This is a genomic window from Pelagibacterium lentulum (assembly GCF_003992625.1).
Taxonomy (GTDB): Bacteria; Pseudomonadota; Alphaproteobacteria; order Rhizobiales; family Devosiaceae; genus Pelagibacterium; species Pelagibacterium lentulum.
Genome location: NZ_RZMW01000040.1, coordinates 38,100 through 52,311 on the forward strand (window position 1 = coordinate 38,100; position 14,212 = coordinate 52,311).

Annotated in this window: 14 protein-coding genes and 1 pseudogene; 5 read left to right on the plus strand and 10 right to left on the minus strand. The window is 59.4% G+C overall.

Annotated elements, in window-relative coordinates:
* Positions 1–10: 10 nt before the first annotated feature.
* Positions 11–952 (minus strand): CHAD domain-containing protein, encoded by a 942-nt coding sequence (locus EO133_RS12905; RefSeq protein ID WP_164735004.1) that lies wholly within the window; start codon positions 950–952, stop codon positions 11–13.
* A 329-nt stretch (positions 953–1,281) separates the two neighbouring features.
* Between EO133_RS12905 and EO133_RS12910 the strand changes: the two genes are divergently transcribed.
* Together EO133_RS12910 and EO133_RS12915 are read left to right on the plus strand one after the other, a co-directional pair.
* Positions 1,282–2,169, plus strand: a complete 888-nt coding sequence (locus EO133_RS12910; protein WP_127073069.1) for a LysR substrate-binding domain-containing protein — start codon at positions 1,282–1,284, stop codon at positions 2,167–2,169.
* 8 nt (positions 2,170–2,177) lie between these two features.
* Positions 2,178–3,044 (plus strand): alpha/beta fold hydrolase, encoded by an 867-nt coding sequence (locus tag EO133_RS12915; RefSeq protein WP_127073070.1) that lies wholly within the window; start codon positions 2,178–2,180, stop codon positions 3,042–3,044.
* On the opposite strand, the gene EO133_RS12920 is transcribed toward EO133_RS12915, so the two are convergent.
* On the minus strand, positions 2,985–3,491 hold the full coding sequence (locus tag EO133_RS12920) for a DUF2306 domain-containing protein (protein ID WP_244640618.1): 507 nt from the start codon (positions 3,489–3,491) through the stop codon (positions 2,985–2,987). The two genes, EO133_RS12915 and EO133_RS12920, sit on opposite strands and share 60 nt — an antisense overlap.
* A 99-nt stretch (positions 3,492–3,590) precedes the next feature.
* On the opposite strand from EO133_RS12920, the gene EO133_RS12925 reads away from it, so the two are divergent.
* Positions 3,591–4,379, plus strand: coding sequence for a LytTR family DNA-binding domain-containing protein (locus EO133_RS12925; protein WP_127073071.1), 789 nt, complete (start codon positions 3,591–3,593; stop codon positions 4,377–4,379).
* Positions 4,380–4,382: 3 nt separating this feature from the next.
* Here EO133_RS12925 and EO133_RS12930 read toward each other — a convergent pair whose 3' ends face one another.
* Positions 4,383–5,294: a LysR family transcriptional regulator gene (locus EO133_RS12930; RefSeq protein WP_127073072.1), complete on the minus strand. Its 912-nt coding sequence runs from the start codon at positions 5,292–5,294 to the stop codon at positions 4,383–4,385.
* A gap of 84 nt (positions 5,295–5,378) precedes the next feature.
* On the opposite strand from EO133_RS12930, the gene EO133_RS12935 reads away from it, so the two are divergent.
* Both EO133_RS12935 and EO133_RS12940 read left to right on the plus strand, forming a co-directional pair.
* Entirely contained in the window at positions 5,379–5,897 is a 519-nt protein-coding gene (locus EO133_RS12935) for a GNAT family N-acetyltransferase (RefSeq protein WP_127073073.1), read from the plus strand.
* Between the two features lie 317 nt (positions 5,898–6,214).
* Positions 6,215–7,123 carry a cation diffusion facilitator family transporter gene (locus EO133_RS12940; protein ID WP_127073074.1) on the plus strand — a complete coding sequence of 303 codons (909 nt, stop codon included), beginning with the start codon at positions 6,215–6,217 and terminating at the stop codon, positions 7,121–7,123.
* A gap of 19 nt (positions 7,124–7,142) precedes the next feature.
* On the opposite strand, the pseudogene EO133_RS20835 reads toward EO133_RS12940, so the two are convergent.
* The 7 genes and pseudogenes from EO133_RS20835 to EO133_RS12970 form a co-directional block, all read right to left on the minus strand.
* Positions 7,143–7,238 (minus strand): annotated as a pseudogene (locus EO133_RS20835) (IS5 family transposase); the annotation flags it as partial.
* Between the two features lie 215 nt (positions 7,239–7,453).
* Positions 7,454–8,350 (minus strand): carbohydrate kinase family protein, encoded by an 897-nt coding sequence (locus tag EO133_RS12945; RefSeq protein ID WP_127073075.1) that lies wholly within the window; start codon positions 8,348–8,350, stop codon positions 7,454–7,456.
* Complete coding sequence (locus EO133_RS12950) at positions 8,347–9,411, minus strand: ABC transporter ATP-binding protein (RefSeq protein ID WP_127073076.1); 1,065 nt, start codon at positions 9,409–9,411, stop codon at positions 8,347–8,349. Before EO133_RS12950 ends, EO133_RS12945 begins: the two co-directional genes overlap by 4 nt.
* Positions 9,411–10,919 (minus strand): argininosuccinate lyase, encoded by a 1,509-nt coding sequence (argH, locus tag EO133_RS12955; protein ID WP_127073077.1) that lies wholly within the window; start codon positions 10,917–10,919, stop codon positions 9,411–9,413. The genes EO133_RS12950 and argH overlap by 1 nt, the downstream gene beginning before the upstream one ends.
* A 4-nt stretch (positions 10,920–10,923) precedes the next feature.
* Positions 10,924–11,790: a carbohydrate ABC transporter permease gene (locus EO133_RS12960; protein ID WP_371870907.1), complete on the minus strand. Its 867-nt coding sequence runs from the start codon at positions 11,788–11,790 to the stop codon at positions 10,924–10,926.
* Positions 11,790–12,719, minus strand: coding sequence for a carbohydrate ABC transporter permease (locus EO133_RS12965; RefSeq protein WP_127073078.1), 930 nt, complete (start codon positions 12,717–12,719; stop codon positions 11,790–11,792). The genes EO133_RS12960 and EO133_RS12965 overlap by 1 nt, the downstream gene beginning before the upstream one ends.
* Positions 12,720–12,797: 78 nt before the next feature.
* Positions 12,798–14,054: a sugar ABC transporter substrate-binding protein gene (locus EO133_RS12970; protein WP_127073079.1), complete on the minus strand. Its 1,257-nt coding sequence runs from the start codon at positions 14,052–14,054 to the stop codon at positions 12,798–12,800.
* Positions 14,055–14,212 lie beyond the last annotated feature (158 nt).

Genomic DNA, 14,212 nt, shown 5'->3' on the forward strand with positions numbered 1-14,212 from the left:
TGACATTGTTTTAAGAGGCAATCGCACCCTGCTCTTGCTCATTGACAGCGGCAATGAAGCCCGAAAGCGCGTCTTCAAGTGCAAAGCCAAGCTGTTTGGGCTTTGCATCAAGCGCAATCGCCGTGCCTTGAATAGCCGAATCGAGAAGGGCTTTGCTCCGCGCCTCGATCAACGCATGGAGCAGCCGGGTTTCGCTTTGCGAAAGATTGATAGGCGCGAGCGCGCCGGCAAGCACTTCGATATCCTGCAAGGCGCCCAGATCGTCGACGATAGAGCGCAATTGCGCCTGATAATGGCGATAATCGCCGGGCCAGACTGGGCGCAACAGCCGCACATGCAGCCAGTGGTATTTGATATATTTACGCATCTGGTGCGCATCCTCATGGATGCGATGGGCCGCGACCTTTGCCTGCAGTTTTCGCGCCTTTTTGTAGTCACCGACAACTGACTTGACGATGGGCTTGGCGTCGATCTTTTGCCAGTTCAGCGCGCTGAGCGTTGCGCGGGTCAGGTGCGCGTGGGCGCGGGCGAAATTAAGCGCCGCCCTGATCCCGCTATCGGCCAGCGCCTCACTCGCCCGCCTTGCCGCCAGCCTTTCGCGCAGATGGTCAAACAGGCCCTCATCAAGCGCCGGGGCGAAATGGGCCACCAGTTCATCGAGCGCCCGCCCCTCCACATCGCGATCCCGAAACGGGCCGAGCGCCCTGCCCGCATCGCGGCACCGCTGGTTTTCCGCGTCATAGGCATCGGGATCCACATGGCGCATGAGGCGAAAGACGGCCCGCATGCGCTTGAGTTTCTTGCGGGCACCATAGGCGCTTTCGAGTTCGTCGCCCTCAGCCCCCTCGATGTCCTCCACGATCCGATCGTTGAGCGATCTGGCAATGGCGAGAAAACGGGAGCCTGGTGCCTCGCCGGGTTCCAGTCGATAGGGCAGCTTTATGGCAGGCACGAACGGCTCCTTGGCACAATGGACACGATACCTGCCAACCAGTTTAAAGCGCAATTGTTCCCCATAGGCAAATGCGCTTCGATCAGCGATCGCACCTGTCCCGGTCCCTCGGGTGATAGGGCGGAATGTCGGCAATTTCCCGCAGGCTGAGATAACAGGGCAATTCACATTCGGATTGGCTTGGGTTTATATATATTTTCTCAAACAACAGACGATAGAGCAACTTGAGCATCTCGCTTCTCCTTTGTCCCAAATCGTCATTAATCCTAGTGTGATCGTGTCCGCATAGTCATTGGACAAGTTCTGCGAAACGCTTTAGAAAAACTATAATGTCATCGGGCCCGGAAATTCCCCTCAATGCCTTGCGCGCGATCGAAGCGGTTGCGCGACTGGGGGCTCTTGCGCCCGCTGCCGAGCGGCTTGGAGTTAGCGTTGGCGCCATCAGTCAGCACATAAGGCGCGCAGAAGAGCGCTGCGGTCAGGCGCTGTTTGACCGCACGAACAAGGGGCTGGTGCCGACCGCGCAATTGCGTAGCGTTCTGGCGCAACTGAGCCAGGGTTTTGAAACGCTCGAGGCGGTGTCTTCGCAACTGATGCGCGATGAGGGGCATGTGCTAAATGTCACCGTCGGCAATGTCTTTGCCTCCCGTTGGCTCGTCTGGCGGCTCAACGATTTTGCGCGCCTTCACCCCGGCATCGAATTGCGTATGATCACCAGCGGCGCGCTTTTCGATCTTTCCCGCCCCGATATCGATTGCGGCATCCGGTTCGGTTCTGGTCAATGGCAGGGCGCCGACGCGCTCGCCATAGGGGACCGCTCCTATTTTCCGGTGTGCGCGCCTACTCTGGCCGAGACGCTCAAATCGCCTGCCGATCTGGCCAATGTACCGGTCATAAGGGATATTTCGACCATGTTGTCCTGGAGCGATTGGCTCGATGCCGCCGGCGCCGGCGGGCTTTCCTGTTCGGGACCCACCTTCAACGATCCCGCGCTTGCCTTTGATGCCGCGATTTCCGGGCAGGGCGTTTTGCTGGCGGTCGGAATCATGGCCGAACATGCGCTCAAGCATGGGCATCTGGTAAAACCCTTTGCGCCCGAGGTTACGTCGGCGCATGGCTATTGGTTCGTAACCGCGAAGGGTCATCAATTGCCTGCACGGGTGAAAAAATTCCGCGATTGGCTTATTAATGAAATGGCACATACGCAGCCCCATTGAGGACGTGAATGGACGCGCATACGGCACGGTTTGAGCGGCACATAGCTGCAAGCGATGGGGTAGACCTGACTTGGCTCGATTATGGCAATGAGGACGGCGAGGCTGTCGTTCTGTGTCATGGGCTTGCGGCGGGCGCGGACCAGTTCGATTCCGATGCGCGCTATTTCGCCCAGGCGGGCTACCGGGTCATCGTGCCGGACCTGCGCGGGCACGGCCGCTCGGGCAAGGCGGCGCCCGAAAACGCGAAGAGCTATTCGATTGCCCGGATGGGTCGCGATCTTCTCGACATTTTCGATGCGACCGGCGTGCGCAAGGTCCATTATGCGGGCAATTCCCTGGGCGGGATTCTTGCGCTGTATCTGATCAAGGATCATCCGCACCGCTTTGCAACCCTGACTCTGTTCGGCACCTCTCCAATCCTGCGACTGCCAGGCAAATCCGGGCACTTGATTCCGCTGGGCTACAAACTGGCGGGTGCGGAACTTGCGGGCAAGGTGGCTGCTGTTGCCACCACACCGAACAAAAAGGCGCGGCCAATGATCGAACGGCTGGTCAAGGCTTTCGATCCCGAAGTGGGCAAGGCCATCGCGCTATCGGTTGCGCGCTATGACCTTTTGCCCAACCTGCTCACATTCAGAGAGCCGGTCCAGATTCTGCGTGGGGACAAGGACCGCGCCGTCAATCTTGCGCTCGATCCTGCCCTCAAGCGGCTAACGCACATGCCAAATCTCACGGTCGTGGAAATCAGGAACGCCGGTCATTGCGTCAATCTCGATCAGCCCGACATCTTCCGCACGCAACTGCTCGAATTCTGGTCAGCGCGACCGGATCAACCGGCGGGACGAGCGGTGATGATAGCGGGCCCAAAACGCTAGCAGAAGCACGACGCCAACCCCCAGCGCAAAAAGCGCTGCGCTTTTTCCACCATCGGCGAAAAGCACCGCGTTCATGCGCCGCCCTGGCAAAAGCGTGAACGCTCCAGTCAAGACAAGTGCGAAGGCGTAAAGCGAAATCATTGTCGAGCGATGCGCCACGATATTGCCCCTGCGCGCCTGAACAAGGCCATAGACAAGCATGATCAAGGTGAAGACGGACAGGCCATGGATCCAACTGAACGGACCGAACATGCGGGCCTCGGTGATCAGAAGCGAGGACAATGCCGTAACCGCCATGGTTGCCAGCCACACGCGCCCAAGCAGTTTATGGACGTGCGTGCCTTTGGGCATAAACAGGACAATTGTACCGAGAACAAGCGCCAGCAAAGCAGCCAATGTATGTATTCGGATGGCGGGCGACGCCAGCGCGATCGGCTCGATTATCATTTAGACAAACCTTGTTCCAATTCAGTGCAGCCAAGTGACGATTGGGAGTAACTGGGGTATCAAGGCAAACAAGAATACGGCAACGGGACCAATGCCTTCGTGAAACAACTGGACTGGCAATTGACGATACGCGAATTGCGCGCGGTCTATTCGGATCCGCGTGCTCTTGCTGCGACTGGCATGGTCGGCCTTATCCTTGGCCTGACCGGTCCCTTTCATACCTATGAGTTGCTCAACCATGGGCTGCGGATCGTTTACTGGTTGCTCATCGCATATTCGAGCTTTGCCGCGGCAATCGCAGGCAATGCTGTTTTTGAGCGCAGCTTTCTGCCTGAAAATGCGCCTCTTTTGCTGCGCCTGCCGGTGGGAAGCCTCGGAGCTTCCATACCCGTGGCACTTGTCGTGCTGGGTTGGAACCAGGTCTTTTTTGATCCACCAATGCTTTTCAGGGGTTGGTCCGTACTGGTGCTTTGGCTCTATTGCCTTGCCATTTGCCTTGTCGTTTTTTACCTCATCGAGGGCCTTCTGGCCCCGTTGATGAACGCGCAACCGGACAAGGCGCAAGCAATACAACCGATTCCTACGATTCGGGATCGGCTGCCGCAGGCCATACGCGCGCCCCTGATCCGCATGGCGACCGCCGATCATTATGTGGACGTTCATACCCCAAAAGGCCACGCGCTGGTTCTGATACGCATGGCCGACGCCATAAACGAAACGCAACTGGATGCAGGCATGCAGGTCCATCGCGGCCATTGGGTAGCCTTTGACGCCATAGACAGCCTTGTTCGCGACAACGGCAAGCCGTTTCTCGTTCTTAAGGACGGGAGCAGAATTCCCGTGTCCCGAGGCTATCTAAAAGAGGTCCGGGCGAGGCTAGGCCGTTGACCATCAGCCAAGGCGGTTTTCGACAATCGTGCCAAGCCGGGCACATTCAGCGGCAATTTCATGCGCGAAATCACGGATCATCTCGCGCTCGAGCACATTCTTGTTGAGCGCCACAAGAGCAACATCGCGATAAAGCGGGTTGAAATCGACAGGCTTGATTTCCACAAGAGAGCCATCTTTCAGTTCCGCAGCAATGGCGGAGCGCACGAAAAAGCCCAGCCCGTCGCCGGCAACCGCGAGGCGACGCGCAGGGCCGGTTGGAATTTCAACGCTGGTTCTTGCACGCCGCACCAGCGATGTCGCCCCTTCAGGATCGACCTGCCACCAGCACAGCGAAATCACCCGCGGCACGAGTTCGAGCACGTCGGCCAGCATCGGTTTAGCTGGCAGTTTTTTCGCAAGATGTGGCGCCAGGACCAGGGGCACCGGTTCGCGCATGACAAGAAACGGATACAGATCGGGCACGAGCGGATCGAGATTGGGCCAGGCCACGATGCCGAGTTCAGCCGTCCGATCATGCAGCATCGTGGTCACGTTATTGTGGTGCCCTTCCTTGACGATCACGTCCACTTCCCCGTGTCGCGCCTGAAAGCGCAAGAGCGGATCGGTCAGCATCGGTGTCACCATCGAGCGCAGACAGGCCAGCGTGACCCGGCCACGCTCCACCCTCCGCAGGGCTTCGCGTCCTTCATTGACCGTATTGAGAATCCGTCGCGCATAGGGCAGGAAGGTCATTCCCTGATCGGTTAGTGCGACTTTGCGCCCACGGACGAACAATTGCACGCCGAGATGATCCTCCAGAACGCGCATGCGCATGGAGACCGTCGCCTGGGTGACATCGAGCCGGGCAGCAGCGTGGGTGAAACTCAGATCGCGCGCTATGCGATCAAAAGTGCGAAGCTGATCTATATCCATAAGGATTCTTTGTTTTAGATATTGATATTTATTGATAAATCCAGTTTAGCATTGAGAAATGCAATGTGAAAGGCAAATACCGAAATGCTCGTACGTCCGGCAACAGAAGCCGATCTGCCACAAATACTCGATATCCATAACGATGCCATTCGCCGGCTCGATGCCATCTGGACCGAAGCCGAGGAAACGCTCCAAGACCGCCGGGCCTGGCTCAAGGATCGCGAGGCGAACGGCTATGGCGTGTTCGTCGCCGTGGAAGGCGATGCAGTTCTCGGGCACGCAAGCTATGGCAGCTATCGCTCACGCGCAGGCTATCGCAAGACCGTCGAACACTCGATCTATCTGCGCGACGAAGCGCAGGGCAAGGGCGTTGGCCGGGCGCTGATGCAGGCCATGATCGATGACGCCAAAGCCAAGGGCTTTCACCTTATGGTGGCCGTTATCGATGCCGCCAATACCGGCTCGATTGCCTTTCATCAGCGCTTCGGCTTCATCCATGCCGGACATTTGCCGCAGGCCGGTTTCAAACATGGTCGCTGGCTCGATCAGGTCAATATGGCGCTGCTTTTGAACGATGACCCGGCGCCGCCCAAGGGATACTAGAGTCGAAGGCTGTCGCATATCCGAGCCGCATAACCGTTTCCACCCTCATATCAGGTTCGGGGCAGTCGTCACCGTTTCAAATGGCCGGTCGAAAACGCTCTTTCCATGAGGACATGCTTAGCCTCGCGTAGCCCATCTCGGGCAGACTGGCGACCAAACCATGATCGCTCGCTTTCAGAATGTTCCTGTAGCCCTTTATCGAACTGCGAAAGTGGATGTTAAGGACATCTGCACTAAGCGCTCGCGGCTCATGCTATCGGTCAGGCTCCGTTAACCGCGCTTAGCAATAGTTGCGCGCGCAGATAACGGCAGGAAAAATGAACCAAGTCATTTCATCGCTTTTTCTCGGCCTGTTCGCCCCGACTGACAGCGTTTCCCGGGGCGACCGGAAGCGAGGTGTCGCCTTGTTTTCGATACTAGCCAGTGCCTTGATTTCCAGCATCAAAATGGTTATCGGCCTACTTTCTGGATCGATTGCCTTGATTGCCGATGCCACGCAGGGCTTGCTTGACGTGTTCTTGGGCGGCTTCACTTATCTTTCGATCAACGAAGCCGAAAAGGCTACCGATCCGGCTTATACCTATGGCCGACATAAAATCGAAGCGATGACTGCGATTATCGAATGCGTCATCCTCGTTGTCATTGCCTTTGGCTTCCTCTTTCTCGGTCTTAATCGCCTGCTTGCTGGAAGCGTCACGCCACACGTGGAAGGCTGGTTCATTGCTTGGTTGCTATTCGCAATCATCAGCGACTTCGGGCGCTATACCATCTTGCACAGGACTGCCAACGAAACCGGCAGTGTTGCGCTGGGAGCCAATTCGATCCACTTCCTTGTCGATTCCATCGCGTCGCTTGTGGTCCTGGGCGGACTGGTGCTCGTCTGGATGGGGTTTGCGCAGGCCGATACCTATGCAGCTATCCTTGTCTCTGCCTTTATTGCCTTCTCGGCATACAAGGTAGGCCGTCGTGCAACCGATGTCCTTACAGACCGGGTCGATCCTCAATTGTCCTTCCGGACGCTGGAAGCGGTACGCTCGGTAGCAGGCGTTAGCGATGTTGAGGTTTTGCGCATCCGCCATTCCGGATTGCTGTATTTTGCTGAAAGTGTCGTCAAAGTCACTCCAGACGCAAATTGGCAGGACGTGGTGGCAATCGAAGGGCGAGTCGAGGAGGCTATCCGTCTTGTGCTCGGCGACAGCACTATTCTGGTCAAGGCGTCGCCCTGACAACACAAGCAAGTTCAAGGCCTGTATTTCTGGCATCGCCCTTACCTACGCGTACACCCGGAGCGAACGGCTTCAGCCGCTCCCACTGATCTTCCCGGAGAACTTCCCCGTCCATACCGGCCTCCAAAAGCAGGTTCTGAATCAAAGATACTCCAATTAGGAGATGCCTAAATCGTCATTGGAGCCAGGGATTTGATTGAATCAAATCCCTGGCTCCAAGTCCTTGCTTTCTCGCGTGTCCGAACTGGAAAACCGTTTCCACCCTCGGATCAAGCCCAAGGACATGCTTTTGCTGGACAGGCTCTAAAACCTGGCGCGATATGTATCGGACTAACTGGCGAGAGCTGATGTCGGATAGATCCCACCTGCATGCTGCACGGAGTGCGAGCCGCAGGCAATGGCGGCCGAGAGCGCGGTTTCCGGGGTCGAGCCATCGAGCCAGGCGTCGATGAAGCCTGCGTTGAAGGCATCGCCGGCACCGGTGGTGTCGACCACCGCGATAGCGAGAGCGGGCTGGATGAACACGCGACCCTGATGGGCGAGCATGGCGCCTTGCGGGCCGAGCTTGAGCGCAACCAGAGGAAAATGCGCCGCAAGCGTGGACAGGCATGCCTCGGGCGCCTCGCTGCCGGTCAGGGCAGCTGCCTCCTCAAGGTTGGGCAAGAAGATGTCCACCCCGGCAGTGCGCTCGAAAAAGCGCGGATCCCTGATCAGGGTCTCGTCCCAGCTGGGGTCGAGCGAGACGGTGATCCCCCTGCCCTTGGCCTCGGCGATGAGGCCGGGATGCTCGTTCAGCGTGGCATATTCGGCGATATGGAGGTGACACGCCTCGGACCAGTCGAGCGCCGCTCCGAGCGTTGCGGGCAGCGCGTGACCGGCGCGGCGGGAGAGGAAGGCCCTCTCTTCGCCATGGGCCATGACCACCGTGACCTGCGGCCCGGCCTGCGGGTTGCGCTCAAGGAAGGCCAGATCGAGACCAGGCTGGGTGAGCCTGTCTTCGAGCGTGAGAGAGAGCGGATCGGTGCCAAAGCGCGCGACAAGCGCCGCCTTGCGCCCCAGCGCACCGCAATGGGCCGCCGTGATGAAGGCGCCACCACCCAGCGTCGGCGTGAGGCCTTCTGCAAAGACCTCGCGCCCGAGACGGGGCATGCTGGCAAGGCCGGTAAACACAAGGTCGCAATAGATGCGGCCAAGGCTGAGCACCGCTCCTTTGGTCTTTGCTCTCATAAGCGGCCCAGTGCCTTTTCGCTAATCGCATCGAAGATATAGAGCGCGCCCGGTTCGGCATGGGCGGTGACAGTCGACCCAACCTGCGGCACGACGCGGCCCGGCGCGGTCGCAATAACCGGCGCCCCTTCTATATCCAAATGGACGAGGGTTTCCGAACCAAGCGGTTCGACGGCAGAAACCGCGCCGCTCACCGAAAATCCACCCTTTTCCGCCTCACCGATGGTCAGATCGTGCGGGCGCACGCCGACCTTGATGGCGCCGGACAGGTCCTTGGCACTTCCGGGTATGGTCCCGCCCGCAATGCTGATCCTTTCGCCTGTGGCACTGGCGTCGATCAGGTTCATCGAAGGGCTACCGATAAAGCGGGCAGTGAAGATGTCGACCGGATTTTCGTAAAGCTCGGTTGGGGAGCCGACCTGCAGGATGCGCCCGTCGCGCATGACGACGATCCTGTCGGCCATGGTCATCGCTTCGATCTGGTCATGGGTGACATAGACAATGGTGGTGCCCAGCCGCTGGTGCAGGCGCTTGATCTCGATGCGCATGGCTGAACGCAATTGCGCGTCGAGATTGGAGAGCGGCTCGTCAAAAAGGAAGGCGACCGGATCGCGCACCATGGCGCGGCCAATGGCGACACGCTGGCGCTGACCGCCCGAGAGCGCGGCGGGGCGGCGTTCGAGCAGATCCTCAAGCCCGAGCACCTCGGCAGCCTCTAGAATGCGGGTCCGCTTTTCGGCCTTGGACAGCTTTGAGGTGTAAAGCCCAAAGCCGATATTCTGGCCCACCGTCATATGCGGATAGATGGCGTAGTTCTGGAACACCATGGCGATATTGCGCTGCTTGGGCTCGCGCTGGTTGACCACGTCATCGCCGATGCGCAGGACACCGCCGGAAATGTCCTCAAGCCCAGCGATCATGCGCAGGGTCGTGGACTTGCCGCAGCCTGAGGGACCGACAAAGACCACAAACTCCCCATCCTTTATGGTGAGGTCGATGCCGTGGACGGCGGTGGTGAGGCCATAGCGCTTGACGAGGCCTTCGAGTTCAATGCTGGCCATCAGGCCCCCCCTACCAATGCGTTGAAACGGGATTGAAGTTGGTGCGCCGCATCGGCGCGGCGGGCGGCGTGACTTGCCGCGCGGGCGGCAAAGTCCGCGGCTCTGTCGCGATAGCCCGCCATGGCGGCCCCCAAAGGCTCAGGTGCGGGACCGCCATAGCGGGTGCGCACGGCGACGAAATGTTCCGGCGAGACCAGCGTGGCAAAGCGGGCCGCGTCAATCGTCGTCGGGCGCTGGGTTAGACCCGTGAAGGCCTCCGTGAAAGGTTGATAGCCATCGACCGGCAGGTCGCCGTCCATGGCGACCACAGCTTGTGCGACCGTCGCGGCGATCTCGTGGCCTTCGCGGAAGGACAGGCCCTCATAGCGCACGAGGCTATCGGCCAGTTCGGTGATGGTGATGCAGGAGCGGCGGATGGTATTGGCCACCCGTGCCGGGTCGATCCGCACCTGCGCGATCAGGGCAGCAAAGAGATCGAGCACGCGATGGGCGGTCTCGAAGGTCTCATAGCCCATGGACTGAGTTTCGCCCTCGCTGTCGTTCATGTCGGTAAAGGGCGTGTTGTGCATGACATCGAGCATCGAACGGGCGCGGGTCATGGTCTGGCTGGCCAGATGCCGCATGTGTTCGATGGGCACCGGATTGCGCTTTTGCGGCATGATCGAGGAGATCTGCACCAGCGCATCGGGCACATAGAGCTGCCCGACCTCGAAGGCTGTCCAGAACTGGAAGTCCTGAATGGGCCGGCCCAGATGCAGGAACATCAGTTCGATGGCGCCATAGGTGGCGGTGATGTAATCGACTGCCGCAATGCAGCTATAGGAATTCTGCAAGGGGGCGGAAAAGCCCAACAAGTCGGCGACGCGGGCCCTGTCGATGGGGAAGCCCGATGTGGTGATGGCCGCCGCCCCCATAGGACAGAGATCCACGGTCTCGCGGGCCGCGAACAGCCGGTCAATGTCGCGGGCCAGCACCTCGATGATGGCTGACAGATAATGGCCAAAGACTGAAGGTTGCGCGGGTTGGCCGTGGGTATAAGCGACGATCAGCGTGTCCTTTTCGCGCTCGGCGGCGTCGATGAGCGCGGTGTGCAGGGCGAGGGCCCTGGCAATCAGCGTATCGATGCGCTCCTTCAAACCCAATTTGAACAGGGTGTGGTCGATGTCGTTACGCGACCGGGCGGTGTGCAGGCGTCCGGCAAGGTCCGGGCCAATGCGTTGGCGCAGCTCGCGCTCGATCAAAAAGAAGAAATCCTCAACCTCGCCGGTATAGGTCAGGGACGGGACATCGACTTCCGCGTCGATGGCAACCAGGGCATTGGCAATGGCGCTCGACTGGGCGGCATCGAGAATGCCGGTCTCAGCCAGCATCACCAGATGGGCCCGGTCTATGGCCCTAAAGCCTTCGATATGATGGGCCTTGGCACCTTCAAAAAGCGGACGCAGCACCGTGTCCTTATAGACGGGATCGGGGAAGATGCTGGTATCGGACAATCGGGGATCGGTCATGACATTATCCCTTGAGCCCGGCCAGCATGACGCCGCGCACGATAAAGCGTTGCAGGACGAGGAAGACCAGCAGGGTCGGAATGGTGGCCAGCGCCGCGCCGGTCATGATCATTTCCCACTGGATCGACTGCTCGACGGCAAAACTCGAGAGACCGACAGGGAGCGTATAGAGCTCGCGGCTGTTGGTGACGATCAGCGGCCAGAAGAAGGCCGTCCAGTTGCCAAGGAAGGTGAAGATGGCCAGAGCCGAGATGGCCGGGACGACCATGGGCATGGCGATGCGCCACCAGATGGTGAACTCGTTGAGCCCGTCAACCCGCGCGGCTTCGAGGAAATCGTCGGGAACGGATTCGAAGAACTGCTTCATGAGGAAGGTGCCGAAGGCGGTCATCATGCCGGGGAACATGATGCCCCAGTACGTGTCGATCCAGCCGAACTGCGCGCTCATCAGATACCACGGGATGACCAGCATTTCGGTGGGGATCATCAGGGTGGACAGAATGGCGATGAAGACCAGATAGCGGCCGCGGAAATCGAACTTGGCCAGCGTGTAGCCCACGAGGCTGTCAAAGAACACATTCGAAAGCGTGACGCAGAGGGCGACAAAGGTCGAGTTGAAGAACCAGCGCATGAAGCGCCCGTCCGAGAGGACCTTGACATAATTGTCGAGCGTCGGCGCGGCTGGGATCAACCGCAGGTCATAGACCTGTCCAGCCGATTTCAGCGAGGTCGAGAACATGAACAGCAGGGGCGTCACCATGATGACGCCGCCGATGAACAGGAGCGTCCAGACCATGACGCGGCCGGGATGGATCGACTTGCGGTTTGCGGCGAGCTCGACGCTGGAACGGGGTGCGGTCAGGGTTGTCATCAGCGTTTCCTCAGCACCCAGAGTTGCAGCAGCGAGACCACCAGAAGGATGGTGAACAGCACCACGGTCTGCGCGGCGGCATAGCCCATGTCATAGGAGGAGAAGGCGGTCTGATAAATCATCAGAACCAGCGGCTTTGTGGAATTGAGCGGCCCGCCGGGATCGTTGGTCGTCATGTTGTAGACCTGATCGAAAATGCGCAGGAAGCCGATCGAGGAAAAAACGACAAGAAAGACGGTGGTGGGCTTGAGCAGGGGCAGCGTGATCTTGCGCAGAATCGCCCATTCCCCCAGCCCGTCGATACGAGCGGCCTCGTAGAAGGTCTGCGGTATGGCGCGCAGTCCGGCCATGAAGATGATGATCTGGAAACCCAGTCCGGCCCAGATGGCCGTCACCATGATGGCGGGCAGCGCCTGATCCATGGAGCGCAGGAACGGCTGGGAGGGCAGCCCGACATTGGCGAGGAAGCCGTTGATGATGCCGATGGGCACCGGCTGGTAGAACCAGCGCCACACCCAGGCCATCGCGGCGGCAGTGGTCAGGAATGGCAGGAAATAGAGCGCGCGGATGAACCCGTGCATGAAGCGGACGCGGTCGAGGTAATAGGCGATCACAAAGGAGACGACGAGGCTGACCGGCGTGCCGATGATGAGATAGCTGAACGTGTTCTGGAACACCTTCCAGAACACCGGATCGGCAAACATTTTCTGGTAGTTGGCCAGCCCGATGAAGCGGGCCGGGCGCAACAGGTCCCAGTTGGTGAACGACAGCCAGAAGGCCTGGAAAGTCGGATAGAAGCGGATACCGACATAAAAGACAATCGGCACGGCAAGGAAAGCCCATGCCCATATCACACGCTTCTGACCAATCGTAAAGCGGTCCCAGACCCCGGTTTTTTCAACCGGGCCGACCCCTGTTCCAGAGGACATTGTCACTTCCCTTTCCCCTCGCCGCGCCCCGCGGCATCAATACCGCCGCCGCCCGCTTGGGCGGCGGCGGTCTGGACTTTAGCGGCTAAAGAAGGCGTCGAGAATGGCCTGCTCCGCAGCCGCAGCCTCGGCAAGCGAGGCGGCGGGGTCCTGTCCCTGGATCGAGATCCGGGCTTCGAGATCGAGCGCAACCTGACGCTGGGCAGCCTCATCCACGAACACGGTGGTGTGGGCATATTCGAGGCCCTTGAGGAAGGGCCCATAGACCGGGTGCGCAAGATTTTCATCGGTGAGCGCAGCGGACTGACGGGCAGGCAACTCGCCCACCACATCGAGCCAGATCGCCATGGCTTCGGGCGAGGAAATGTAGGCCAGGAACTTCTCGGCGGCTTCGAGCTCTTCGCCCGAGGCGCTCGAGCCGATGGCATTGGCAAAGTAGCTCGCATAGTTGGAACGATAGCCATCGGCATTGGCGGGAAGCTCGGTCACGCCCCATTCAAAGGATTCGATGGCATTGAAAGCGCCGAGGCGGAAGGTGCCGTCGATAGACATGGCGGCAAGACCGGCCCGGAAGGCAGCCTGCGGCTCGTCCATGAAGCCGATCTGGGTCACGCCATGGGTACGGTAGAGATCGGCCTGCCAGGTTGTGGCGGCAATGCCGGCCTCGTCATTATAGGTGACGGCGCGGCCATCATCGGAATAGGGTTGCCCGCCGAACTGGCGGATAAGCCCCTCGCGCCACCAATGGTGATCCTGTGCGGCCATGCCCATGGCAATGCCCACCGAGGTGATGTTGCCGCCGCCATCACGCTGGACTGTCGCTTCGGCTGCTGCAAGCAGCTCGTCGAGTGTGGCTGGCGGGTTCTCTGGGTCGAGTCCGGCTTCCTCGAAGATCTTCTTGTTGTAGAACAGAGCCAGCGACCGCACTGCCGTCGGCAGGCCATAATAGTCGTCGCCGCGCTTCATTGCGCTGACGATGGGGAAGAACTCGCTTTCGATCTCCTCGTGGGGGAAGACTTCCGGGTTGAGCGGCTGGATCAGTTCGCCGGCGACGAAATTGTCGAGCCAGCCATAGAAAAGCTGAACGACATCAGGTCCTTGCCCGGCCAGCTTGGCCGCGGTCACGCGGGTCTGGTAATCCGCATAGGGGAAGGTGACGTGCTTGACGGTAATGTCGGGATTGGCTGCCTCGAAATTGGCGATGAGCTGGTCCATGGCCTGCACGCGGCTGTCGAACACATATTGCCAATATTCAATCTCGACCGCCTGGGCCGAGCCCAGCGCCATCATGGACAAACCGGTAGCAAGCCCGGCGATGGTGAAACGATTGCGCATTTAAACCTCCTTGATGCCCCTGCAAGCGGTTTTGTAATTCCCTCCCGCTGCATAGGGTCGCCTCCTTGTCAGAACGCGGGTTCCCACAGTTCCTGGTTCAAGGTGAAGCGACGATCGGGTGATTGTCAATAAAATAATTTACTTGAGTTATTCATTTT